Annotated in this window: 20 protein-coding genes; 11 read left to right on the forward strand and 9 right to left on the reverse strand. The window is 35.8% G+C overall.

The genetic code is table 11. The features are described 5' to 3' along the window. Positions 1-26: 26 nt before the first annotated feature. Positions 27-1,484, reverse strand: coding sequence for a hypothetical protein (locus ACUTSE_RS09980; RefSeq protein WP_445640116.1), 1,458 nt, complete (start codon positions 1,482-1,484; stop codon positions 27-29). Between the two features lie 251 nt (positions 1,485-1,735). Between ACUTSE_RS09980 and ACUTSE_RS09985 the strand changes: the two genes are divergently transcribed. The 6 genes from ACUTSE_RS09985 to ACUTSE_RS10010 all read left to right on the forward strand — a co-directional run bounded on the left by ACUTSE_RS09985 (position 1,736) and on the right by ACUTSE_RS10010 (position 7,412). Next, positions 1,736-3,361: a mechanosensitive ion channel family protein gene (locus ACUTSE_RS09985; RefSeq protein WP_445640117.1), complete on the forward strand. Its 1,626-nt coding sequence runs from the start codon at positions 1,736-1,738 to the stop codon at positions 3,359-3,361. A 346-nt stretch (positions 3,362-3,707) separates the two neighbouring features. Further along, the gene (locus ACUTSE_RS09990) at positions 3,708-4,265 is read left to right on the forward strand and encodes a TetR/AcrR family transcriptional regulator (protein WP_445640118.1); all 558 of its coding nucleotides are present in this window, start codon (positions 3,708-3,710) and stop codon (positions 4,263-4,265) included. Positions 4,266-4,348: 83 nt separating this feature from the next. Then, the gene (gene fabF / locus ACUTSE_RS09995; RefSeq protein ID WP_445640119.1) at positions 4,349-5,596 is read left to right on the forward strand and encodes a beta-ketoacyl-ACP synthase II; all 1,248 of its coding nucleotides are present in this window, start codon (positions 4,349-4,351) and stop codon (positions 5,594-5,596) included. A gap of 352 nt (positions 5,597-5,948) precedes the next feature. Beyond that, positions 5,949-6,464: a GNAT family N-acetyltransferase gene (locus ACUTSE_RS10000; RefSeq protein ID WP_002990694.1), complete on the forward strand. Its 516-nt coding sequence runs from the start codon at positions 5,949-5,951 to the stop codon at positions 6,462-6,464. A 90-nt stretch (positions 6,465-6,554) separates the two neighbouring features. Then, positions 6,555-6,887: a DMT family transporter gene (locus ACUTSE_RS10005; protein WP_445640120.1), complete on the forward strand. Its 333-nt coding sequence runs from the start codon at positions 6,555-6,557 to the stop codon at positions 6,885-6,887. After that, positions 6,888-7,412, forward strand: coding sequence for a DUF4269 domain-containing protein (locus ACUTSE_RS10010; RefSeq protein WP_445640121.1), 525 nt, complete (start codon positions 6,888-6,890; stop codon positions 7,410-7,412). It begins immediately after the preceding gene. A gap of 3 nt (positions 7,413-7,415) precedes the next feature. Here ACUTSE_RS10010 and ACUTSE_RS10015 read toward each other — a convergent pair whose 3' ends face one another. The 6 genes from ACUTSE_RS10015 to ACUTSE_RS10040 all read right to left on the reverse strand — a co-directional run bounded on the left by ACUTSE_RS10015 (position 7,416) and on the right by ACUTSE_RS10040 (position 12,507). Then, positions 7,416-8,282, reverse strand: coding sequence for an AraC family transcriptional regulator (locus ACUTSE_RS10015; protein WP_445640122.1), 867 nt, complete (start codon positions 8,280-8,282; stop codon positions 7,416-7,418). 128 nt (positions 8,283-8,410) lie between these two features. Then, complete coding sequence (gene tpiA / locus ACUTSE_RS10020) at positions 8,411-9,163, reverse strand: triose-phosphate isomerase (RefSeq protein ID WP_445640123.1); 753 nt, start codon at positions 9,161-9,163, stop codon at positions 8,411-8,413. Between the two features lie 2 nt (positions 9,164-9,165). Next, entirely contained in the window at positions 9,166-9,741 is a 576-nt protein-coding gene (locus ACUTSE_RS10025) for a TlpA family protein disulfide reductase (protein ID WP_002990706.1), read from the reverse strand. A 12-nt stretch (positions 9,742-9,753) separates the two neighbouring features. Continuing rightward, a complete protein-coding gene (locus tag ACUTSE_RS10030; protein ID WP_445640124.1) occupies positions 9,754-10,833 on the reverse strand; it encodes an ABC transporter permease in 1,080 nt (359 codons plus the stop codon). A 7-nt stretch (positions 10,834-10,840) separates the two neighbouring features. After that, positions 10,841-11,941, reverse strand: coding sequence for a BT_3928 family protein (locus tag ACUTSE_RS10035; protein ID WP_445640125.1), 1,101 nt, complete (start codon positions 11,939-11,941; stop codon positions 10,841-10,843). Between the two features lie 20 nt (positions 11,942-11,961). Further along, positions 11,962-12,507: a DUF1599 domain-containing protein gene (locus ACUTSE_RS10040; RefSeq protein ID WP_002990715.1), complete on the reverse strand. Its 546-nt coding sequence runs from the start codon at positions 12,505-12,507 to the stop codon at positions 11,962-11,964. A 126-nt stretch (positions 12,508-12,633) separates the two neighbouring features. Here ACUTSE_RS10040 and folP point away from each other — a divergent pair, with 126 nt between their 5' ends. Together folP and ACUTSE_RS10050 are read left to right on the forward strand one after the other, a co-directional pair. Next, complete coding sequence (gene folP, locus ACUTSE_RS10045; protein WP_445640126.1) at positions 12,634-13,458, forward strand: dihydropteroate synthase; 825 nt, start codon at positions 12,634-12,636, stop codon at positions 13,456-13,458. After that, complete coding sequence (locus tag ACUTSE_RS10050; protein ID WP_445640127.1) at positions 13,455-14,063, forward strand: hypothetical protein; 609 nt, start codon at positions 13,455-13,457, stop codon at positions 14,061-14,063. The genes folP and ACUTSE_RS10050 overlap by 4 nt, the downstream gene beginning before the upstream one ends. Before the next feature lies 1 nt (position 14,064). On the opposite strand, the gene rlmH is transcribed toward ACUTSE_RS10050, so the two are convergent. Further along, the gene (gene rlmH / locus ACUTSE_RS10055; RefSeq protein ID WP_002990723.1) at positions 14,065-14,538 is read right to left on the reverse strand and encodes a 23S rRNA (pseudouridine(1915)-N(3))-methyltransferase RlmH; all 474 of its coding nucleotides are present in this window, start codon (positions 14,536-14,538) and stop codon (positions 14,065-14,067) included. A 115-nt stretch (positions 14,539-14,653) separates the two neighbouring features. After that, the gene (locus ACUTSE_RS10060; protein WP_445640128.1) at positions 14,654-16,753 is read right to left on the reverse strand and encodes a M3 family metallopeptidase; all 2,100 of its coding nucleotides are present in this window, start codon (positions 16,751-16,753) and stop codon (positions 14,654-14,656) included. Positions 16,754-16,892: 139 nt separating this feature from the next. On the opposite strand from ACUTSE_RS10060, the gene ACUTSE_RS10065 reads away from it, so the two are divergent. The 3 genes from ACUTSE_RS10065 to ACUTSE_RS10075 all read left to right on the forward strand — a co-directional run. Then, positions 16,893-18,893, forward strand: coding sequence for a S8 family serine peptidase (locus ACUTSE_RS10065; RefSeq protein ID WP_445640129.1), 2,001 nt, complete (start codon positions 16,893-16,895; stop codon positions 18,891-18,893). Between the two features lie 214 nt (positions 18,894-19,107). Then, the gene (locus ACUTSE_RS10070) at positions 19,108-20,277 is read left to right on the forward strand and encodes a porin (protein WP_445640130.1); all 1,170 of its coding nucleotides are present in this window, start codon (positions 19,108-19,110) and stop codon (positions 20,275-20,277) included. 125 nt (positions 20,278-20,402) lie between these two features. Continuing rightward, positions 20,403-22,194: S8 family serine peptidase (locus ACUTSE_RS10075; protein ID WP_445640131.1), on the forward strand; the 1,792-nt coding region annotated here is incomplete at its 3' end.

Consider the following 22,194-nt stretch of genomic DNA (forward strand, 5'->3'; position numbering starts at 1 on the left):
AAACAGATCATGTTTAAGCTCTTTTTCTATTTAGTATTTTCCATATAGGCTTTGGCTGTTGCAAAATCAAGATAAAAAGAAGTTTTTGTTCCAGCAGTATCTACTTGGGTAACCCAACCGGAAGTATCAATATAGTTAAACACAGCAGCGGTTGTATTTTTTTTGGTCAAGTAGTTGTACACCACATATTGATTATCTTCTTGGGCTAAGGCTAATAAACCTTGATCCACATCTAACCAATAAAAGTCGCGGTAAATAGGTTGGAGTTCCCATTGTTTCGTTTGGGTATTCCACAAACCATAGCGATTGTCTTGCCCTTCTTGTTTGAGTGTTATTTTAAATAAATGGGTAAATCCGCTGTATTTTGTTACGGCGCCCAAACACCAAGGAGCTGGAATCTGATCGGTTGAAATCAGTTCTGTTGGATGTGGTCTTTGCACTCGTGACATCGCATCTACAACAAAAAAGTCGGGGGCATCAATAGTATCCAGTAGTGTACCATCTTCTGTTAGGTATTTCCACTGAAAGGCCCAATGGTCAAAATCAAATACGCCGAGAATAAAATAAGGATAATCAGGTACCGAGTTAATATAACTTACTTTTTGAAGGTAGGCGAAATCTGCGTCATTTCGGATTTTTATTTGTCTTGGCAGAACTTTTTCAAATAAAGGTTCGATTCTGTACTCTTTTGTTTTGGGATGGTATAATATTTCGGGAATTTCAGAATAATAACGACTTTTATTGACTTCTGTAAGGAGGAGTTCTTCTCCGTTTACTTCAAAAGTAACCTGTTGAGTAGCTTCCAAATTCGAAAGCGTCTGTTGTTTATTTTCTAGGGTAAGAATGGAAAATTGAGCGCCATTGCGCTGTAAAAGTTTGTTTGTATCAAACCAATGGATGATGTTGCTTTTTTGTTTAGTTAAACGCTGCCCTTTTCGTTTATAAAGGGTTTGGTTAAAGATAAAGTGCTCCGAATCTATCGTGTCGACATAAGTGGGAAGGGAAGCCTTGTCACTCAATTGTTCCGCAAATAGAACCTGGTTGGTTTCTAAGATGTAAACCTCAAATTTCTGACGTTGTACTTCTGTTTTTAATCCTGAAAAGATATTCCATTCCCATTCCCAAAAGCGCGAGTTTTTCGTATAGGTTTCTCGGGTATACACCACGGTTAATGCATCCTGTAGGACTTGGAGTGAAACATAACGTGCCAGAAAAGGAACTACTACTTTCCCTGCTGTATTGATCACAGCAGTTTCTCCTTTGTCATTTTCTACAACGGCATAACCTGTGGAAGTAAACAAGCCTGCTGAGGTAAAGGCTGTTGAAATTACAGGGTTATCGTCGCGATCTACGTAAATATAGGTATGGTTTTTGGTTAGGTAAGGGTAGAGTTGTTGCTTCGTTTGCGCATCAACCGTCTTTTCTTTGGTTGAATAACAACTAAAAAAAGAAAAAATACCAAGTAATAGAAATGATAAACGCATGAGAACCTAATTGAAATGATAATACGAAGGTACTTTATTTGCCCTTTCTACAGCATCCCTAGAAATAGGGGTTTTATAAATGCTTGTCTATGAGGAAGAAATAAAGATTTTAAGATGCAATTGAAACAAAATAAAACGGTGGGATTTAATTGTTAAAAAATAAAAAAAGTATTGCACCTTACAAGTAAAATAAGATTTTATATTCGGATTTTTCAGTTAAATTTGCTTTGATATTAAGAACTCCTTTACGTATGAAATACTATGTGTCGCATATTCGCCTTCTTGTTTTAATTGCCACAATCCTCTTAGGATGTGCTTCATGGGCTAAGAATAAAAAACCAACCACACCAGAAAAAGTTGCAGCGGTGCAACCTGAATTTATCGTTTTAGAAAAAACACCCGTTATTGTCATGCATGATACATTGTTTAATGTATATGGAAATATCGGTTCGTTTACCTCGAAACAACGGGCTAAATCGATTGAAAATAAGATTGCAACCTTAGTGGATAATTATTTGTTTGAAGGGGATTCAATTAAACTTGTCGATACTGGAAACTACCTCAATCTGATGTATGAGAATGAGATTTTGATGAGTGTTGATACAATTCAGGCAACTCAAGAAAATAAAACCAAAATCCAAGCAGCCCAGTTTTATAAAGAACAAATTATTGAAACGGTAGAATTACAACAACACAGCATGAGCTGGCAACAATTGTTGTTGCAAATTGCTGGTACAATTGGAATCATTATCGCCGAAATATTTATTATCAAGTACATCTACTATTGCTATAGAAGAGCGAAGGTAATGATATGGAAACAACGCGGGAAGAGGATTAAGGGAATGTTTGGAATCATTGATGATCATCGTGCAATGCTTACGACAATTACCATGGCTAAAGTGATTCGATTCATTATTGTCTTGATTTTCTTGTACATTGGATTGCTGATTATCTTTAAGCTGTTCCCATTTACGAAACACATTTCTGATCAATTGTTGGATTATGTGATGTCACCACTGAAATCGGTAGGAAGAAGTATCAAGTCGTATATGCCTAAGCTATTCACAATCTTAGTGATTGTTTTTATCTTTAGATATATACAGAAGTTTGTTCGTTCGCTCGCAGAAAAAATAGCCAATAATAAAATTACATTAAAAGGATTCTATCCAGATTGGGCATTTCCAACATATAACATCGTCAGTGCGTTGATGTTCATTTTTATGTTCATCTTGATATTTCCATATTTACCTAATTCAGATTCCGAGATTTTTAAAGGTGTTTCGGTATTTGCGGGTATCGTTGTGTCATTAGGATCGACCTCTGTTATTGGAAACTTAGTGGCAGGACTAGTGATTACTTATATGCGTCCATTTAAAATAGGAGACCGTATTAAGTTAGGAGAATATACAGGGGATGTATTGGAAAAAACACCTTTGGTTACGCGTATCAAAACGCCTAAAAATGAGATTATCACCATACCTAACTCCAACATCATGTCGGCGCATACGGTGAATTATTCTCAGTCAGCAAAAGAACACGGCTTAATTTTGCACACTACAATTGCCGTAGGATATGACGTGCCATGGCAAAAAGTTCACGAAATGTTATATGAAGTAGCGAATCGTACGGAACACGTATTGAAACGTCAAAAACCATTTATTCTACAAGATCAATTCAGAGATTTTTATGTCGACTATCAGCTCAATGTATACATCAAAGAAGCGAAATTAACGGCTAAAATATATTCTGACTTACGTCAGCATGCACAAGATGTGTTTGCAGAAAATAATATCGAAATGGCATCTCCTCATTTTATAGTGAGTAGAAATGTAGATGGTAATCATACGACTGTTCCACCTAAATACGTAAAGGAATAAGAGGGTTTACAGTGGACAGTTAATGGTTGACGGTTTACAGTGATGATTTATCGTTGATTAGTAAAAATATAAAAAGCAATCCTTTTAAAGGATTGTTTTTTTTTGTGCTAGGCTAAAGGAGAACAAGTGGTTATTTCTTCTTTTAGTTGATTGTCGTTTGGCTAGGAAATCCCTTGCTGTACTTCAATTAGCTTAGTGATAGGAAAAAAAAGAACAAAGGACAATACAGGTTATTTTTCTTCAGTAAGAATCTCTTTTAATGGGATAGCCTCAAAAACAAAAAGTTAAAAAAATTGTTTACTTACTAATTAGTAAGTAATATTGTCCTGATATTAAATAGATAAGTATGTCGGGGACAAGAGAACGTATACTAGAACTAGGTGAAGAATTAATCTTGACAAAAGGATTTAACGGATTTAGCTATCAAGATATTTCTACTGCATTGGGAATTAAAAATGCGGCTATTCATTATTATTTTGCCAGTAAAGAGAATTTAGGAACAAGTATTGTAAAAACGAATATCCAGCGCTTTGAAGAAATGATAGCGAATATGGAAGCGTTGCAATTTGATCCAATCAAGAAGATTGAAACCTTTATCAAGATTTATATCAAGAGTCAAAGAGAGCGTAAACTGTGTATTGTAGGGGCTTTATCAACTGATATTGATACGTTGTTTCCTACCACACAAGTCGAAGTGACTAAGATTGTAGATTTAATCGTAAACTGGTTAACTAGTGTATTAAAAGAAGGAAAAGAACAAGGCATTTTTCATTTCAAAGAGGAAGAACAACAACGTGCATTCTTATTTCTATCAAGTTTGGTTGCTAGTTTACAATTAACCAGAGTAAATAAATATGTGGATTATAAGGGCTATTGCTATACCCTTTTGGAACAGTTAAAATAAGGAGGCTCCTTATTAAAGAGACAAGATAATTTTTTTTAACCCTACTACTTACTTATTAGTAAGTATAAAAAAAACAGAAAAATATGAAGAGAGTTGTTATTACAGGTTTAGGTGCAATTACCCCCCTGGGAAATAATGTGGACACTTTTTGGAATAATGTCATTCAAGGACAAAGTGGAGCCGCAGCTATTACTCATTTTGATGCTGCTAACTTCAAAACCAAATTTGCTTGTGAAGTGAAAGGATTTGATCCTTTAGATTACTTTACAAAACCGGAAGCTCGAAAGATGGATTTATTCACCCAATATGCAATTGCGGCTAGTGAGGAATGTCTAGCAGATGCTCAGTTGGATTGGGATACAGTTAATCGTCATCGCATAGGAGCAATTATTGCTACTGGTATTGGAGGATTGGAAACTTTAGAAGAGGAAATCTTAAATTTTGGAAAAGATACAAGTCAACCAAAATTCAATCCTTTTTTTATTACTAAAATGATCTCTAACATGGCTGCTGGTCAAATCTCCATTCGCTTTGGTTTAAAGGGAATTAGCTATGCAGTTGCATCGGCTTGTGCCGCAGCTAATAATGCAATAGGAAGCGCTTTTGATGCTATTCGCCTAGGAAGAGCAGATGCTATCCTAGCAGGAGGAACTGAAGCGACTATTTGTCAATCTGCTATTGCAGGATTTAATGCCATGAAAGCCTTGTCTACGGCTAATGAAGACCCTACTCAAGCTTCGCGTCCTTTTGATGCCAATCGAACAGGATTTGTTGCAGGAGAAGGTGCTGGTATTCTATTATTAGAGGAATTAGAACACGCCCAAAAGAGAGGCGCTAAAATTTACTGTGAACTAGTGGGCTATGGATCTGCATCTGATGCGTATCACGTAGCTGCAACACATCCAGAAGGAGAAGGTGCTATCGCTGCAATGCAGCAAGCCTTAGAGGATGCTAAGTTAACCACTCAAGCCGTGGATTATATCAACGCGCATGCTACTTCTACACCAGTAGGCGATATTAGCGAATGTAAAGCGATTGAGCAGCTGTTTAAGGATAATCTGGATCAATTGAATATTAGTGCAACTAAATCCATGACAGGACATCTACTAGGTGCTGCAGGAGCCATTGAATCTATTTTGTGTATTAAGAGTATAACGGAAGGAATTATCCCTCCAACGATTAATTTGACAACGCTAGATCCTGCTATTAGTAGCGCATTAAATCTAACCCCTCATGTAGCGCAACATAAAACAGTGGACGTCGCTATGAATAATACCTTTGGTTTTGGCGGACATACCTCAAGTGTGATTTTTAAGCGATTTGTTGAATAGGGGGGAGGCGATGAGGTGATGAGGGGGGTGAGGTTTGCTCTTTGCTCTTTGTGAGGTTCGTGCTTTGTGAAATCGCTTTTTTGTTTTTTTGCGAAGTCGTAAGATTTATCGATTAAAGCAGATAGCGCCGTTTGTTCCTTGTGTGCGTTGTGAGGTTTGTCTTTCACTTTGCAAAGAGCAAACCTCACAAAGAGCAAACCTCACAAAGAGCAAACCTCACAAAGCACAAACCTCACAAAGAACAAACCTCACAAAGAACAAACCTCACCCTCTCGCCATATCCAAGTAGTTTTTAGTATACTCGTTATTTTATAAGAATAATTTTATTAAATTAGTAACAAACAAAACAACTATGACTACAATTATTGAAACAGATCGCTTGATTATTCGACAAATAACAAAAGAAGATGCGGAGGGAATCTACAACTTAGATAGCGATGAACGCGTAGTAAAATACGTAGGAAGTATGGTAATTACTTCCATGGAAGAAGCCAATGAAATTATTGAATTTATTCAAAAACAATATGCTGATTTTGGTATAGGCCGTTGGGCAATTATTAAAAAAGATACCCAAGAGTTTATCGGTTGGTGTGGGTTTAAACTTGTTGAAAATGGACTAAATGGTCTACGCGAGTATTTAGATTTAGCGTATCGTTTTCGCTTTGATGCCTGGGGAAAAGGGTATGCCACGGAAGCAGCTTTAGCGTGTTTAGATTATGCCGCCAAGAACTTTCAACAACATCCTGTTTTTGCTGTTGCGGAAGTAGAAAATGAAAGCTCAAAACGCGTTTTAGGTAAAATTGGTTTTCATGCCGCATACACCTTTGATTTAGATGGAGTAGATCACTATTGGTATATGAGGGAATAAAGGGAGTTCAGGTTTTATAGGATAAAATACAAAGGCGATTCTTTCTATTTGAAGAATCTAGTTTACCTTTGTCTTTTAATTACGTAGACGGTGAAAAATTTTCTTTTCTTACTTATTGCTATTGTTAGTGAGGTAATTGCTACTAGTGCTTTAAAAGCATCCCATGAGTTTACTAAACTCATTCCGAGTGTAATAACTATTGTGATGTATGCAGTAGCCTTTTATTTCTTGAGTTTGACACTTCGCACTATTCCTGTGGGAATCGCTTATGCAATTTGGTCAGGTATTGGAATCGTTTTGGTGACGGTTGTCGCTATTCTTGTTTATGGACAAAAACCAGATTTACCTGCAATCATCGGAATGGCTTTTATTGTATTGGGGGTGGTAATCATCAACCTATTTTCTAAAATGAATGCACATTAAATGGACCTTGATTTTACTGCTATTGCGTATTTAAAAACAGGGAGTGCTGTGCAACAACAAGTATATCATACGTTAACAACTCATAACGTTTTAGAATGTTTAGAAGGTTATAGTCCTGTTGTTGTGGGAACATTTCCTCTTGATATTGCCATTGAAACAAGTGATATCGATATTGCTTGTCATTGTATGGATATTGAAGTGTTTCAAGCAAAAGTTCAAGCTCATTTCAAAAACTGCAGTGGATTTACAGATTTGATTTTTTCTTTGCGTACGGAACAAACGTATGTAGCCAATTTTATATTAGATTATTTTCAAATCGAAATTTTTGCTCAAACAATCCCTGTGACAGAACAATATGGATACCGCCATATGTTGATTGAACACGCAATTTTACTTGAACACGGACCTGAGTTTAAAGCTCAAGTGATTGAACATAAACGCGCAGGACTCAAAACAGAGCCTACGTTTGCAAAATTACTCGGACTAACAGGTGATCCTTATGAATCTTTACTAACCTATAAGTAAACGTTAATGTACAATAACGATAAAATCACCGCGGAATTGTAAAGGGGTTTGTTTGACGTGCTTTTTAAACAAACGAGAAAAATAAGTATGATCCTCGTATCCTAATTCAAAAGCAATTTCCTTTACAGACTTAGTCGTATAGTACAACAAGCGTTTAGCTTCATCAATAATCGATTTTTTCAACCAATAACTAACTGTTTGCCCTGTTGTCTTTTTGACACAGTCATTTAAGTGTGCAGGTGTAATAAACAAAAGATCGGCAAAATAGGAGGGCTGTCGCAAATGAGTTTGCGTAGTAATTAAACGTTTGAATTTAGACGTAATTACATTCGATTGATTGATAGCCGAAACTTCAGGTACGCGCGTATTTTCTTTAAAAAGAGAACCAATTTTGTATATAATAGCCTGAAATAAACCATTGGTTATCTCTGTGGTATATTCTTCTTGTTTTGTTTCGTATTTGGTTAAGAGGTGAATGGTATCCAGTAGCGTTTGACGAGCTTCTGTTTTTAAAGGAATACACTGTTGTGTATTAGGTAAATTAAAAAGGAGATAGGTCAAATCATCTGGAATACGAAAGTCTTGTATGCTTAAAAAATGAGCAAAAAAATCTTCACTGTATTCTTCTATGGTATGAATCTGATAGGGTTTAATCAGAAATAAATCGCTCGTCTGTAATTCATGTGTTTGCAATTCACAGTTGATGCGGAACGTACCATTAAGTACGAGGATGAAAACGTAATAATCATCTCGATGTGTTAATCCTAGTATATCTTCCTCTAATGTTTGAGGAGCCAATTCTTTTAAAACCACTCCATTTTTGACTGATTTATCTTGACTGTAGGTTATAATTTCTTGATTATAGGACATGTTGTTGTTTACTTTTGTAGGACAAAGATAATAAATTATTTAGAATCTTTATAAATAAGTAAAAAGGAAAGCAAAAAAAAGCCCATCTACAAGAGATAGGCTATGATATAAATAGAATAAAAGTTCGATTAGATTGCTGCTACAATAGCTGCAAAATCAGCGGCAACAAGTGCTGCTCCACCAATTAAACCACCATCAACATCGGGTTTTGAGAAAATCTCTTTTGCATTGTTCGGTTTCACACTACCTCCATATAAAATAGAGGTATTCTCTGCAACCATTTTGTCGTATTGACGTTCAATTTCTTGACGAATAAAGGCGTGAATTTCTTGTGCTTGTTCTGGTGTCGCTGTTTCTCCAGTTCCAATAGCCCATACTGGTTCATAAGCAATTACAATATGCTCCCATTGTGCTTTAGATAAATGAAATAATCCATCTCTTAATTGGTTGAAAATAACGTTGAGATACTGTTTGCTTTCTCGGTCTTTTAGCTCTTCACCAATACAGTAAATTACGCGCATATTATGTCTTAAAGCCGTATTTACTTTATCTGCTAAAATCGCATCGGTTTCTTTAAAGTAATGTCTTCGTTCAGAGTGCCCGATAATTACTGTTTCAACACCAACACTCAATAACATTTGAGCCGAAATTTCTCCCGTAAAAGCACCACCTTCAGCTTGATGCATATTTTGAGCGGCCACTTGAATGTTAGTTCCTTCTAAGTGATTTACTGCACTAGCTAAATTGGTAAAAGCAGGAGCTACAATAACTTCCACTTCTTTACCCGTAGGCAATAGTTCAATTAATTCATCTAATAGCACATGAGTTTCTGAAAGATTCTTGTGCATTTTCCAGTTTCCAGCAACAATTTGGTGTCTCATAATTATTGTAATGTATTTAATAAGGCTTTAATCTCTCCAAAGTTTTTCTCTGTCGCGTTAAAAAGCTCAATTTTTCCTTCTTTGTTTATCACAATATAGCGCGGAATCCAGTTCAATTCAATAGCTTGTCCAAAAGTTCCTTTCATGCGTTTCTCATCGTTGAGGTGAAATTGCTCTCCTTCAATCCCGTATTTCGCTATCGCTTCTTTCCACGCTTCTGGTGTTTTATCTAATGATAAATTGACAAATACCACATCTGGAAATTCAGCTTTAATTGTTTTAATCTCAGGTAGTGCTTTAATACAATCCGGACACCAAGCAGCCCAAACATCAATTAAGATATTCTTCCCTGTGTATTGTGCAAGGATTTCTTGAAAAGTAATTGTACTTCCATCTAATTTGTGGAATACTTGGGTTAACGCTTCTGGTTTGAATTGCGTTGCATCAACGGGTGTTTCTTCTGGTGTCGAAGTTGTTGTAGCTTCCTCTGTTGAGATAACTTCTAACTTCTCTGTTTGTTGCTTACAAGCTGTAGCTGTTAAAGCAAGTATAGAAAGGGTGATAAAAATTTTCTTCATAATAATCAATATTTATTCGTTTAGCTTTATTCTAGGATCTAAATAAGCATAGATCAAATCTACTAAAATTGTTACGATTACGAAAGCGGTTGCAATAGTAAGTACCGCTCCCATGATAATAGGGAGATCTAATGTGTTCAAGGCTTCTACAATTTCTTTGCCTAAGCCATTCCAGCCGAATATGTATTCGACAAAAACGGCACCCGCTAACATGGAGGCAAACCATCCTGATAGTGCAGTTACCACAGGATTCAATGCATTTTTTAATGCGTGTTTGTAGATGACTTGGGTAGTGCTCATTCCTTTGGCTTTGGCTGTTCGGATGTAATCCAAACTCAATACTTCTAACAGGGAATTGCGCATCAATTGAATCACAACAGATAATGGACGAATACCCAAAACTAGAGATGGGAGGATGATATTGCGCAAGGCTAAATAGCGACCTTCACCATAATCATCGACTTCGTATAAACTACCAGTCATCGGCAATTGCGTATAACGATGTAAGAGATAACCAAATATCCAGGCAAATAAAATGGCACTAAAGAAAGAAGGAATACTCATTCCAAAAGTACTAACTACCGAAATTAGACGATCCAACCACGTATTGACATACAAGGCGGAAATTACCCCCAATAAAACACCAATACAAAGGGCTATTCCAATAGCTACTGTTGCAAGAAGTACCGTATTAGGCAGTGTTTCTGCTAAAATACTACTCACAGTTTTGCCATTTTTCTGAAAGCTCTCTCGTAAATACGGTACTTTGAGCATCACTTCGGTTTGTCCTACAGTAAGGAAAACAATTCCAGTGTACTTATTTTCATGTCTAAAACTATAGTCTTCTGTTTGTGTACTATGTAAGGAAATAGGAGATAAATCATTCAAATACAATACATATTGTTTGCTAATGGGTTGATCAAATCCATACTTCTTTTTGATAGCCAAAAGCTGTTCTGCACTTTCATTTTGATCCAACATCATTCGAGCTGGGTCACCAGGTAAAATTGTAAATAAAAAGAAAACTACACTTACAACTCCCCATAGGGTTAGTAAGGCATAACACATTTTTTTGATGAAATAAGTCAACAAGATTTTTTTATTTTAAGGTAACCTGATTGCGGTCTTTCCAGTGTTTCTTTTCTACAATGATTCCTTTTTCCAATACAACTATACTTGGATTTGCACGTTCAATTGTTTTCAACGTTGTGGCATCAGAAGTATAGTAGATAAAAGGCAATTCGTATTTCTTAATTACATCATCAATAATAGCATTGCTTGAAGCAGTTAATCCAGCTACAACATAGCCTTTCACAATAGCTTTATTTGCAAAGTCTTTCATTGCTTGTAAACCTTCTGCATCTGCACGTTCTAAATCGTACGAAATAATCCAAATTAGTTTAGGCTCTTGTAACATTTGTTCTAAGTGCTCTTCTCCATCCAAATCCATCGTTAAATCGTGAATAGCTGGTTGGAAACCTTCGCTCAACTGAATATCTTCTCGACGAACAAACTCAGCACCTTCAGGAATATTACCTAATTCTTTATCTGTGAATTTTTCCTCTTTGCCATTTACGTTGTAGTAGAATGTCATTTGGTATTCTGCTTTAGGAGCATCGGCAGGAATTTCCATTCCCTTTTGAATATCAGTTCCTACTTTATACGCTCTAAAATCTTTTAAAGGCAAGTGATTCAATACCCAATACCCCATAAAACAACACAAAACAATAGTAATCATCATGATGAGGTTATTGGTTTTTGCTTGGAATATCGGTTTAATGAATGATTTGAATTTAATGAGTATCAAAATGAGAATCAACAACACAATATCTTTGGTGAAGGATCCCCAAGGTGTTAAAGGTACTGCATCTCCGAAACAACCACAGTCTGTTACTTTGTTGAAATAAGCAGAATAAAAGGTCAAGAACGTAAAAAATACGATCATTAAAAATAATAACGTCAATGTCAATTTACGCATAAAGCCCAGTAATAAGGCAACACCTAAAATCACTTCAGCAATAACTAATACTACTGCTAAAGATAGGGCGTAGGGCGCTAAAAATGGTAAGTTTAAAACTGCTTCCGAAAAATATTCCTCTAGTTTAAAAGAGAAACCTGTAGGATCATTCAGTTTTACTAAACCGGATAAAATAAATAATACGCCTACAAAAATGCGCGACAATTGCGTGATGATCTTCATAATTAGTGGTTGATGGTTATTTATTCGTTTATTAATTCAAGGTGAATCAAAGCAAATACAGCATAATTCAACATATCTTGATAATTCGCTTCTATGCCTTCAGAAGCCAACGTCTTTCCTTTGTTGTCTTCAATTTGCTTGACGCGAAGTAACTTTTGTAAAATCAAATCCGTTAGTGAACTAACGCGTAAATCACGCCACGCTTCTCCGTAATCGTGATTTTTATTTTCCATTAAGGTTTTGGTCTCTAATACATGTTTGTCGTAAAGCGTTTCCACTTCTTCCGCTGTTAAATCAGCATATTTTCCTACGCCAATCTCCGCATTAATTAAAGCCATAACACAGTAGTTTATGATGCCAATGAATTCCGGAATTTCTCCTTCGTCAACTTTGCGCACTGTGTTCTCCTGAATACTTCTCAAGCGTTGTGCTTTGATATAAATCTGATCCGTTAAAGAGCTTAAACGCATGATGCGCCAAGCACAGCCATAATCGTGCATCTTTTTTTGGAATAACGATTTGCAAATAGCAATTACCTGATCATATTGTATAGAAGTAGTACTCATTTAAACTATATTTGTAATGGATTATTTTTCAAAAATAGTAATAATACTATGGTGTTGAAAATAATGTTACACCTTTTGAAAAATTAAATATAAATAAAAATAAGATAAAATATTGAATTGTGCTGTATGACAATAAATTGCAAAGGAGAATTAATTGATTTATCTACGCCTAGAATCATGGGGATTTTGAATGTAACTCCCAATTCCTTCTACGATGGCGGCAAATACAAGACTGATGTTGATTTTCTAAATCAAGTTGAAAAAATGCTTATAGATGGGGCGGATTTTATTGATTTAGGAGCTTATTCTTCTAAGCCTAGCGCTGAATTTGTGAGTGAAGAGGAAGAAATCAAGCGTTTGGTTGGTGTAGTAACCTTATTGGTCAATCATTTTCCAGGAATTAAATTGTCTATTGACACCTTTCGCGCTAGAGTAGCTCAAGAAGCTATAGAGGCAGGGGGAGCTATAGTAAATGATATTGCTGCGGGTTTATTGGATGATCGAATGATTGAGGTAGTAGGGGAGTTACAAGTACCTTACATTATGATGCACATGAGAGGAAACCCAAAGACCATGCAAAGTCTTACAACCTATGATGATTTAGTAGTGGATATGCGTTACTATTTTTCAGAACGACTAGCACAAGCTAGGGCAGCTAAAATAAACGATGTTATTTTAGATCCTGGTTTTGGTTTTGCTAAAACAACGGAACAAAATTACGAGTTGATGGCTAAATTAGAGCATTTTCACTGTTTTGAATTGCCTTTGTTAGTAGGGATATCCCGTAAATCGATGCTGTATAAACTCTTAGATTGTACCCCGCAAGAGGCATTGAATGGAACAAGTGTGTTGAATACAATTGCCTTACAAAAAGGAGCACAAATTATACGTGTGCACGATGTGAAAGAAGCAAATGAAGTTAGAAAAATTTTAAACCAATTGATGATATGAGAAAATTACTGTTTGTATTACCTATTCTTTGTTTATTGATGAGCTGTGATAAAAAAGAGATGAAATTAGCACGTGCAGCTTATATTGTAGAAGAAGGAATTGATGACCATTCGCCTATTTACATCGAATACGCAGAGGATGGAATTCACCCGCACTTAAATGATAACAATAAAATCGGGGGAACTAATTTTATTTTTCATATCGAACGTGAGCTCAATGCAAAAGAAGTATTGGAAATAGTGTCGGAGATTAAAAATAAAAAATACGACAAAACGAATTTACACATGGATGAAAAAGGAGTTTTTTATAGCTATGCGGATACGCTAAATAAACACTTGTCCTTTTTTCCATTTAAACGCCTAGATTACGTTTTCGAGCGTCCAAGTTCAACTGCAAATTTACTTTACGTGAACGCTTCTAATGATGTGTTTTTTGAAGGAAAAGCCATCACGCGTGATCAAGTAGCGGAAGTAGTGCAAGGACGAGATAGTCTGCTACTGGGATTTAGCAAGGAATTAGATTTCGAAAAATATTTGCAGATGCGAGTGTTATTAGAGGAATTAAAAATCAAAGATCAATTTGTAGACCAAGATAGAATCTATTAAACTATTGATGGTGATAAGGCTCATTGCGTAAAATTGTAAACCCGCGATAGAGCTGCTCAATAATAAATAAGCGAATCATTTGATGGGAAAATGTCATTTTTGAAAGTGATATTTTCCCTTTTGCGTTTTGATACACCTCTTCCGAAAATCCATAAGGGCCTCCAATGACAAATACCAATGTCTTAATTCCAGCATTCATTCTCTTTTGTAATTCATCTGCAAAACCTACACTTGTAAATTCTTTTCCTTTTTCATCGAGTAAAATCAAAAAATCAGTGGGATTAATTTTGCTTAAAATTAGTTCCCCTTCTTTTTGTTTTTGCTGAGCTTCAGATAAGTTTTTAGCATTCTTGATATCGGCAATGATTTCCATGTCAAATTTGACGTAAAAAGACAAGCGTTTCATGTAATCATTCATTAAGGTTTGTAATTCCTTATTATCTGTTTTGCCAATAGCTAGTAGTTTTATATTCATCTGAAAAAAGATTATTTTGCGTGCAAAGGTACTATTTTCTAGTTACGCGAAAAAGAGTAGTATAAAATAAGAGCAGCTACTTGAAGGAGTAGCTGCTCTTATTTATTGATATAATTTATTGTTCTTGCGTAAAATCAGAATACTTAAGGTAAGCATCTATATTCGGGTCTTTCCCTCTGAAATCGCGATATAATTTATCTAATGGAAGTGTATTTCCTCTAGAGAATAGCATTTTGCGTAGAATTTCTCCATTTCTTGGTGAAATACCTCCGTTTTCCATTAACCAAGCGTATGCATCATAATCAATCATTTCTGACCATTTATACGAGTAATATCCCGCAGCATATCCACCACCAAAAATATGGCTGAAGTAAGAAGAACGATATCTAGGTGGAACCATTTCTGAATAGATACCATGTTTTTCCAAGGCTTCTCTTTCGAATTGATCTACATCGGTAATCTCAGTTGATGCATCAATACTATGCCAAGCTAAGTCTAGTAGGGTAGCGCCTAATAATTCGGTTAAACTATAGCCTTTATTAAAACCTGCTGCAGCTTTAATATTGTCTGCAAATTGTTGTGGCATTACATACCCCGTTTGGTAATGTTTGGCGTAATTATCTAAGATAATAGGATCAAAAGCGAAATGTTCATGAAACTGAGATGGAAACTCAACAAAATCACGGGATACATTAGTTCCTGATAGGGTTGGATACATCTGATTTGCAAATAAACCATGTAGCGCATGTCCAAATTCATGGAATAAAGTTACCACTTGATCTAAGGTCAATAGGGTAGCTTGTCCTTCTGCTGGTTTAGGAAAATTCGCTACATTATAGATTACTGGTAACTGCTTAGTTAAATGCGATTGATCTACAATATTGCTCATCCAAGCACCTCCTTGTTTTGAGTCGCGTTGGAAATAATCTGTATAAAATAATCCTAGTTGACTTCCATCTTTATTGAAGAACTCATAAACCTTGACATCTTCATGCCAAACGGGTAAATCTGTACGTTCAATGTAAGAAATATCATACAAGTATTTTGCCATAAAGAAAACACCATCTTTGAGTACTTTCTCTAATTCAAAGTAAGGCTTTAGTTCTTCTTGGTTCAAGGCGAATTTTTCTTGTCTTACTTGTTCTGCATAATAATCCCAGTCTGCCGCAGTTAAGGCAACACCAGATTTATTTACTTCTTCTAATAGGGTTGTTTCTTCTTTTACTGCTTGAATGGCATAAGGACTTAATTTAGACAACATCGAAAAAACATTATCTGGATTTTGTGCCATTGTTCCTTGAAGACTCCAAGCCGCATATGTATCAAAACCTAGTAATTTAGCTTTGGCTGCTCTTTTCTTCGTTAAAGCGATAATCGTTGAACGCGTATCGTTTTTATCTCCTTTTTCTGCGCGAATCCACGAAGCATTGAATAATTTATCACGTGTTTCTTTGCGTTTTAATTGACTTAAAGCGGGTTGTTGCGTCGTGTTATTTAGATCAATCGTATATTTTCCATCCTTTTGAGGCAGAGATGCCAGTTCATTTTCAGATAATCCCTCTAGTTCTTCTTTGGTAAAAGAAATGGATCCTGATTTTGTCGCAGCTAAAAGTTTATCACTAAAATCATTGGTTAATGTAGCAATTTCTTGATTGAGCTGTTTTAATTGTTCTTTATCCGCTGCATTTAAATTAGCTCCTGCTTGTAAAAAACGTTCGTAATAAACATCGATAAGTCTTATCTGCTCTTCATTAAGTCCTAGGACTGTTCTATCTTCATATAGTTTTTTTACACGCTCAAAAAGGGCGTCATTTAAATAAATACCATCAGTATGGATGGCAAATTTTGGAGCAAGTTCATTGTTAATAGCAATTAACTCATCGTTGGTATGTGCTCCTGTTAACAAGTAAAAAACATTGCTTACTCGAGTAAGAAGGGATCCAGATAGTTCTAAAGCCTCAATCGTATTGATGAAAGTTGGTTCTTCACTAGTAGATGTTATCTTTTCAATAGCTTCCGTTTGCTGGCGCATTCCCTCTAGTAATGCAGGTTTAAAATCTTTGTTTTTTATTTTTGAAAAATCAGCCGTATGGTAAGGTAGTTCGCTTTCGTGATAAAAAGCATTGGTTTCATCCCATTTTGACTGGTTTTGACAAGAGATGGAAAATACAGCAGCGCCTAATGCAACGCCTATAATCACTTTCTTTACATACATAAGGTAGAATAGTTTTTGGTTTACTGAATGTCAAAGATAAAAATATATTGTAATTGACTTAATTTATTATAAATTTAAACCTCACTTTCGAATCAAAAAATGTCAAGATATTAATCTTTGATTCTCATAAATATAAGCTATGATTAAAATGACTCCCCTTTTGAGTATGCTTTTCTGTTTAGTAGGAGCGAGCTTATCTGCTCAATCCCTTGCTGTACGACAACAATTGCAACAACAATACACAACGGATGTAGCAAAGTTGGCCTTGCAAAAGATAACGAATGAGGAGGCTGTAGCACGTGAAAAGTTGCGTGACTATCAAAAGAACAACATTAATTTTAAGGCTCAATTTACAGATGAGGTTAATTATTATCAGGCACAACGTGTAGAACGAAATGCGGTAATATACTTTAAAACCCACAACGCAATTTCAAGAAGGGTTAGTGGAGTCAATCAATTGAATGCATCAAGTAATCAAGCGTTCAACACCCTGTTAGGACAAGAAATGGTTGTTGGAGTTATTGATGGTGATTTGGCTTTTGCTAAACATATCGAATTTGGAGGTCAGGCTCAATCAAGGGTTAAAATGCTAGATAATTGGAATGAAAATGTAGTAGAAGGTGATACTGTTTTTGCAGCAATAGAACGCAGAAGAAATCATGCTACCCATGTGGTAGGAACTATTCTGGCAGAAGGAAGAAAAGAAGAGGCTAAGGGGATGGCTCCTCAAGCTGAAGCATTGAGCTATCAATGGGAAAATGATATGGTCAAATTAGGAAATCTCGGAAAACAAGGCGTTTTAGTGTCTAATCATTCTTATGGAATAGCGGCGATTGATGATAATAAACAACCGCTAGTGCCACGGGATTATTTTGGAGCATATTCGATTGATGCGGTACATCTGGATCAATTGACTTATTTGTATCCTTATTTACAGCCTGTTGTAGCAGCAGGGAATGATAAATTATATGCAGATATAGTTAATCCAGATAAGAAAGGCATGGACTTACTCTTAGGACATGCGAATGCAAAGAATGCAATTGTCGTAGGGGCTGTTGGGGTATATGAAGGAGGTATGCTGAATGAGACTGAATTTAGTAGCAATGGGCCAACGAATGATTTCCGAATTAAGCCAGATATTGCTGCAATAGGCAAGGATGTAGTATCATCTGCTTATAAATATCGTTTTAGCAATGGAGAAATTGAGAAGGATAATTTATATACTACGTTAAGTGGGACTTCTATGGCAGCGCCTTCTGTTGCTGGAATTTTATTATTATGGCAACAATGGGTACTGAATTACAAAAAGTTTCCATATAAAGCAGCTACAATCAAGGGTATTATGATTAATAGTGCAGAAGCAATTGCTATCGAAAAAGGGCCAAATGCAAGAACAGGATGGGGAGTGATTCATGCATGGAATGGAATTCAATTGTTAGATGCAGCAGATAAAAAACAAGCAATTGTTAGGGAAGAGACGTTATTGAATAAGAAATCCAAAAGTCTACGTATTAAGGTAATGGAAGAAATGGAACAACTGTCATTTACAATCTGCTGGACAGATGTTGCCGGTACGTATAGTGAAGCGAATTTTTCAGAAGATAAAGGGATTAAAAACCTTGTGAATGATTTAGACCTGCGCGTGTATAAAGATGGAGTTGAGTATTTTCCGTGGAAACTGACGAATGGTTATACGGTAAGTAAGGCGGTACGAGGAGATAATCAGGTAGATAATGTTGAACGAATTGATATAGACAACCCCGAATTAGGAGTTTATGAAATTGTGGTCTCACATAAAGGACAACTTGTAAATCAAGTGCAAGATTATAGCTTAATTGTGAATGGCAATACGTATTCTGGAGTTGTTCTAGAATCGGCGAACGAGGACAAGGAAGTAGAAAAAATTATTGCATGGCCGAATCCAGTGGGAGATATTCTTAATATAGAAATACCGCAAGCGTTTGTTTTTTCAGCAATAGAAGCTGTAATTTACGACCGAACAGGAAAGTATATAACAACAATGCCTATGCAAGCAACGAATAGACAGAGTTTGAATGTATCTTTTTTACCTAGTGGAATGTATTTCCTTACCATTAAAGGAGGAGGGGGAAAGCAACAAGTGAAATTTTTAAAAAAATAAAATAGAGACAATAAGTTTACATTATATCGTGAAGTCGTTATAGTATTCATATAAATCATTAAAGATTTGTTCGTTTTTGAAATAAAAATTAAAAACGGCATGTTATTTGATTTTTAATCAATTGTGATTTTTTAGAGGTACTCAGTTTTAAAGCTGTGTATGATTCAATAAAAACACAAGTAAATGAATTAAAAATTAAAATAATGATGAAGGTATGAAACGACTTGTGAGTTTAGTATTGGTGGGAATGTCGACATTTGCTTTTGGACAGCAAACGAGTGTAAATGATTCTCTTTATAATCCCTTAATCCCCGTCAACAAACAAAATCTACTCAAAGATTTTGATCTGGTTTTTCTTATGCGATATGGGCTTGATTCTTATGTAGAAAAAGCAAAACCTACAACAAGTCACTTTGATGGCAATGAATTGCGTATTGATATTAGTGCAAAAGTGCACGATCGAGTAGGATTTCGTTTTAGAAATCGAATGACTGCAGCGCCAACAACGGGTACCTTGGACCACGTTAATTCTACTGTTGACATTGCTTTCATTGATGTGAAAGCAACGGATAAAGTGAACTTTACTATTGGTAAGCTTTCATCTGATTGGGGAGGTTATGAATATGATTTAAATCCTATTGAGGTCTTGGCCTATAATGATATCCTAGACCACGCTGAAAATTATTTGGTTGGTTTTGGAGTGGGATATAAAGCCACAACAAAGCATCGCTTCAATGTACAAATACTCAATACGAGCGCTAATAAACTGAAACAGGAAGGAACAATTGCTATCCCTCAAGGGCTAGAAGAATCAAAAACGCCGTTGGCTTTCGTAGGAAATTGGAGGGGAAGTTTTTGGAATGATCAATTCCAAACGTCCTATAGTTATAGTTATTTCTCTCAAGCAAAGAATAAGGGGATGTATTATATAGCACTAGGGAATAAATACCAACATAAAAATTTAACGTGGATGTATGATTTCCAATATAGTCATGATGCATTAGATAAGCGTGGAATAATTAGTTCTATGTTTCAGGAAGAAAAACCAGTGATGGCTGAAGATGTGTCTTATATGGATCATTGGACACGAATAGATTATCAAGTATATACTAAATTGTATCTTTCTTTAACCTTGATGACAAGCAATGCTTATGCACAACATCACGTTGCTGGTGAAACGGAAAATAATCATATACGAACAAGCTATGGAGTAAGTCCGATGGTTCAATATCGTCCATTTAAAAATTTGAACTTACGATTTTATGCGGCTTACATCGGTCGTTGGTATCAATATTCTTCTTACGCAAAAGAAGCATTAGGACAAGTAAATAGTAGTACTGGACGCATTAGCATTGGGTTTATAAGCCCATTACAGGTGCTGTAATAGGACTTAACTAGTAAGATACTGATTTTTCTGTTAAAATTAACCAAAGCATTTATTTTTATAAGATTAAAATTTTACCTTTCCACCCATGAATGAATACACCTATAGAAGTTAAACAAAATATCATGAAAAAAAATATTGTTTTAGTATTGAGCTTTGCTGCATTGTGTAGTTTTAGTGTGCAAGCACAAAATCAAGAGCAAAAGCGAAAAATAGTGAATAGCTATAAAGAAAGTGTTGCCCAAGCAGGTTACGTAAATGTTGCAAAAAAGCTTACGGCTCAAAAAATAGAAGCTCATGAACTAGCAAAAGCCAATAATAGACCAATATCAGGTGTTACAGAAGATGGTAGAGCCTATTCGTTACAGCGAGTAGATGAGTTTGGTACTTATATTTACTATATTACAAGTAATGCAGGAAGTCGCGTAACAGCAAGAGTAAATGATATAGCACCAGGAGGAAGCTTAGGTTTAAATCTTGACGGGAAAGGTATTACGGTTGGTGTATGGGATGGCGCTCCAGCTTTAGATACACATATGGAATTACAAGGTGTAAATGGAACTTCAAGAATTGCACTTAAAAATGATTTACCTGATTTGTCTCGATTGAGTCAATCAAATCGAACTAGATTTGTTAGAGGACGTTCACATGCTACACACGTAACAGGGACAATTGCTGCAAAAGGGCTCAACGCTTCTGCAAAAGGAATTGCGCCTGAAGCTCAGGTAGTAAGTTATGATTGGGATGATGATTATGAAGAGATGGATGAGGAGGCTGCTACTAATGCTCTGTTAGTTTCAAATCATTCCTATGGTATGGCTGCGATTGGTGATGATGGAACAATATATGTAAGAGCTAATTATTTTGGTGCTTATGATGGAACTGCTCAGGTATATGATTGGGTGACTAGTAATAATAAATATTATCAACCTGTTGTTGCAGCAGGAAATGATCAACGATATTATACTCAATTGAATCCTACTAAAAATGGAACAGATATGCTTTTAGGAGGATCTGTAGCTAAAAACGTGATTGTTGTCGCAGCAGTGAATCAAGTAGCTAACTATACAAATCCAGCTAGTGTGCGCATTTCTGATTTTAGCAGTAATGGGCCTACGAATGATTTTCGTATTAAACCAGATATTTCGGCTAAGGGAGTAAATGTTCTCTCTACTAATTATGTATTGCCAACACCTATAACAGGCGTGCCTAGAACTGATGCTTATGCATCATTTGATGGTACATCTATGGCAGCTCCGGCAGTTACAGGTGTGATTGCTTTATGGCAACAATGGGCAATGGAGAATAGAGAAATGCCACTAAAATCTGCATCTATTCGCGCTTTGATGGCACATACTGCTGATGAAGCAGGAAGTGCATCAGGTCCTGACCATATTTATGGATGGGGATTAATCAATGCAAAAGCTGGAGTTCAGGTTTTAAATGGTGCAAAAGAAGGATTAGCTTTATTGGAAGAAAATGAACTAATACAAGGAACAACGTACGAAAAGGAGTTCATTGTAAAAGAAAGCGGAGGGAAAGTTATTGTGACTTTAGCTTGGACCGATCCGTACGGTGAGGCAAGTAGGAATAACTATAATGAAGATTATGCAAAAAATAATCCTTCTTTAGTAAATGATTTAGATTTACGTGTATATAAAGACGGAGTAGAGTATTTGCCTTGGAGACTAAATAAAGATTTCAATAATCTAATAGCAGTACTAGCAGATAATGATGTAGACAATATAGAGAAAATTGAGTTTGATGGTGCCGAAGCAGGAACTTATACAATTAAAGTGTCGCATAAAGGATCATTAGAAAATAATAGTCAAGAATATTCGCTTATTGTAACGAGTGATGACTTCAATAATTTATCTACTGAAGAGTTTGAGTTGACTGATTTATCTTTTGCTATTT

It is taken from the genome of Myroides sp. TSA_177.3 (genome assembly GCF_052691955.1).

Coding starts and splice junctions, on each gene's coding strand:
- ACUTSE_RS09980 (WP_445640116.1), bottom strand. CDS start 1,484: ATGCGTTTATCATTTCTATTACTTGGTATTTTTTCTTTTTTTAGTTGT.
- ACUTSE_RS09985 (WP_445640117.1), top strand. CDS start 1,736: ATGAAATACTATGTGTCGCATATTCGCCTTCTTGTTTTAATTGCCACA.
- ACUTSE_RS09990 (WP_445640118.1), top strand. CDS start 3,708: ATGTCGGGGACAAGAGAACGTATACTAGAACTAGGTGAAGAATTAATC.
- fabF (WP_445640119.1), top strand. CDS start 4,349: ATGAAGAGAGTTGTTATTACAGGTTTAGGTGCAATTACCCCCCTGGGA.
- ACUTSE_RS10000 (WP_002990694.1), top strand. CDS start 5,949: ATGACTACAATTATTGAAACAGATCGCTTGATTATTCGACAAATAACA.
- ACUTSE_RS10010 (WP_445640121.1), top strand. CDS start 6,888: ATGGACCTTGATTTTACTGCTATTGCGTATTTAAAAACAGGGAGTGCT.
- ACUTSE_RS10015 (WP_445640122.1), bottom strand. CDS start 8,282: ATGTCCTATAATCAAGAAATTATAACCTACAGTCAAGATAAATCAGTC.
- tpiA (WP_445640123.1), bottom strand. CDS start 9,163: ATGAGACACCAAATTGTTGCTGGAAACTGGAAAATGCACAAGAATCTT.
- ACUTSE_RS10025 (WP_002990706.1), bottom strand. CDS start 9,741: ATGAAGAAAATTTTTATCACCCTTTCTATACTTGCTTTAACAGCTACA.
- ACUTSE_RS10035 (WP_445640125.1), bottom strand. CDS start 11,941: ATGAAGATCATCACGCAATTGTCGCGCATTTTTGTAGGCGTATTATTT.
- ACUTSE_RS10040 (WP_002990715.1), bottom strand. CDS start 12,507: ATGAGTACTACTTCTATACAATATGATCAGGTAATTGCTATTTGCAAA.
- folP (WP_445640126.1), top strand. CDS start 12,634: ATGACAATAAATTGCAAAGGAGAATTAATTGATTTATCTACGCCTAGA.
- ACUTSE_RS10050 (WP_445640127.1), top strand. CDS start 13,455: ATGAGAAAATTACTGTTTGTATTACCTATTCTTTGTTTATTGATGAGC.
- rlmH (WP_002990723.1), bottom strand. CDS start 14,538: ATGAATATAAAACTACTAGCTATTGGCAAAACAGATAATAAGGAATTA.
- ACUTSE_RS10060 (WP_445640128.1), bottom strand. CDS start 16,753: ATGTATGTAAAGAAAGTGATTATAGGCGTTGCATTAGGCGCTGCTGTA.
- ACUTSE_RS10065 (WP_445640129.1), top strand. CDS start 16,893: ATGATTAAAATGACTCCCCTTTTGAGTATGCTTTTCTGTTTAGTAGGA.
- ACUTSE_RS10070 (WP_445640130.1), top strand. CDS start 19,108: ATGAAACGACTTGTGAGTTTAGTATTGGTGGGAATGTCGACATTTGCT.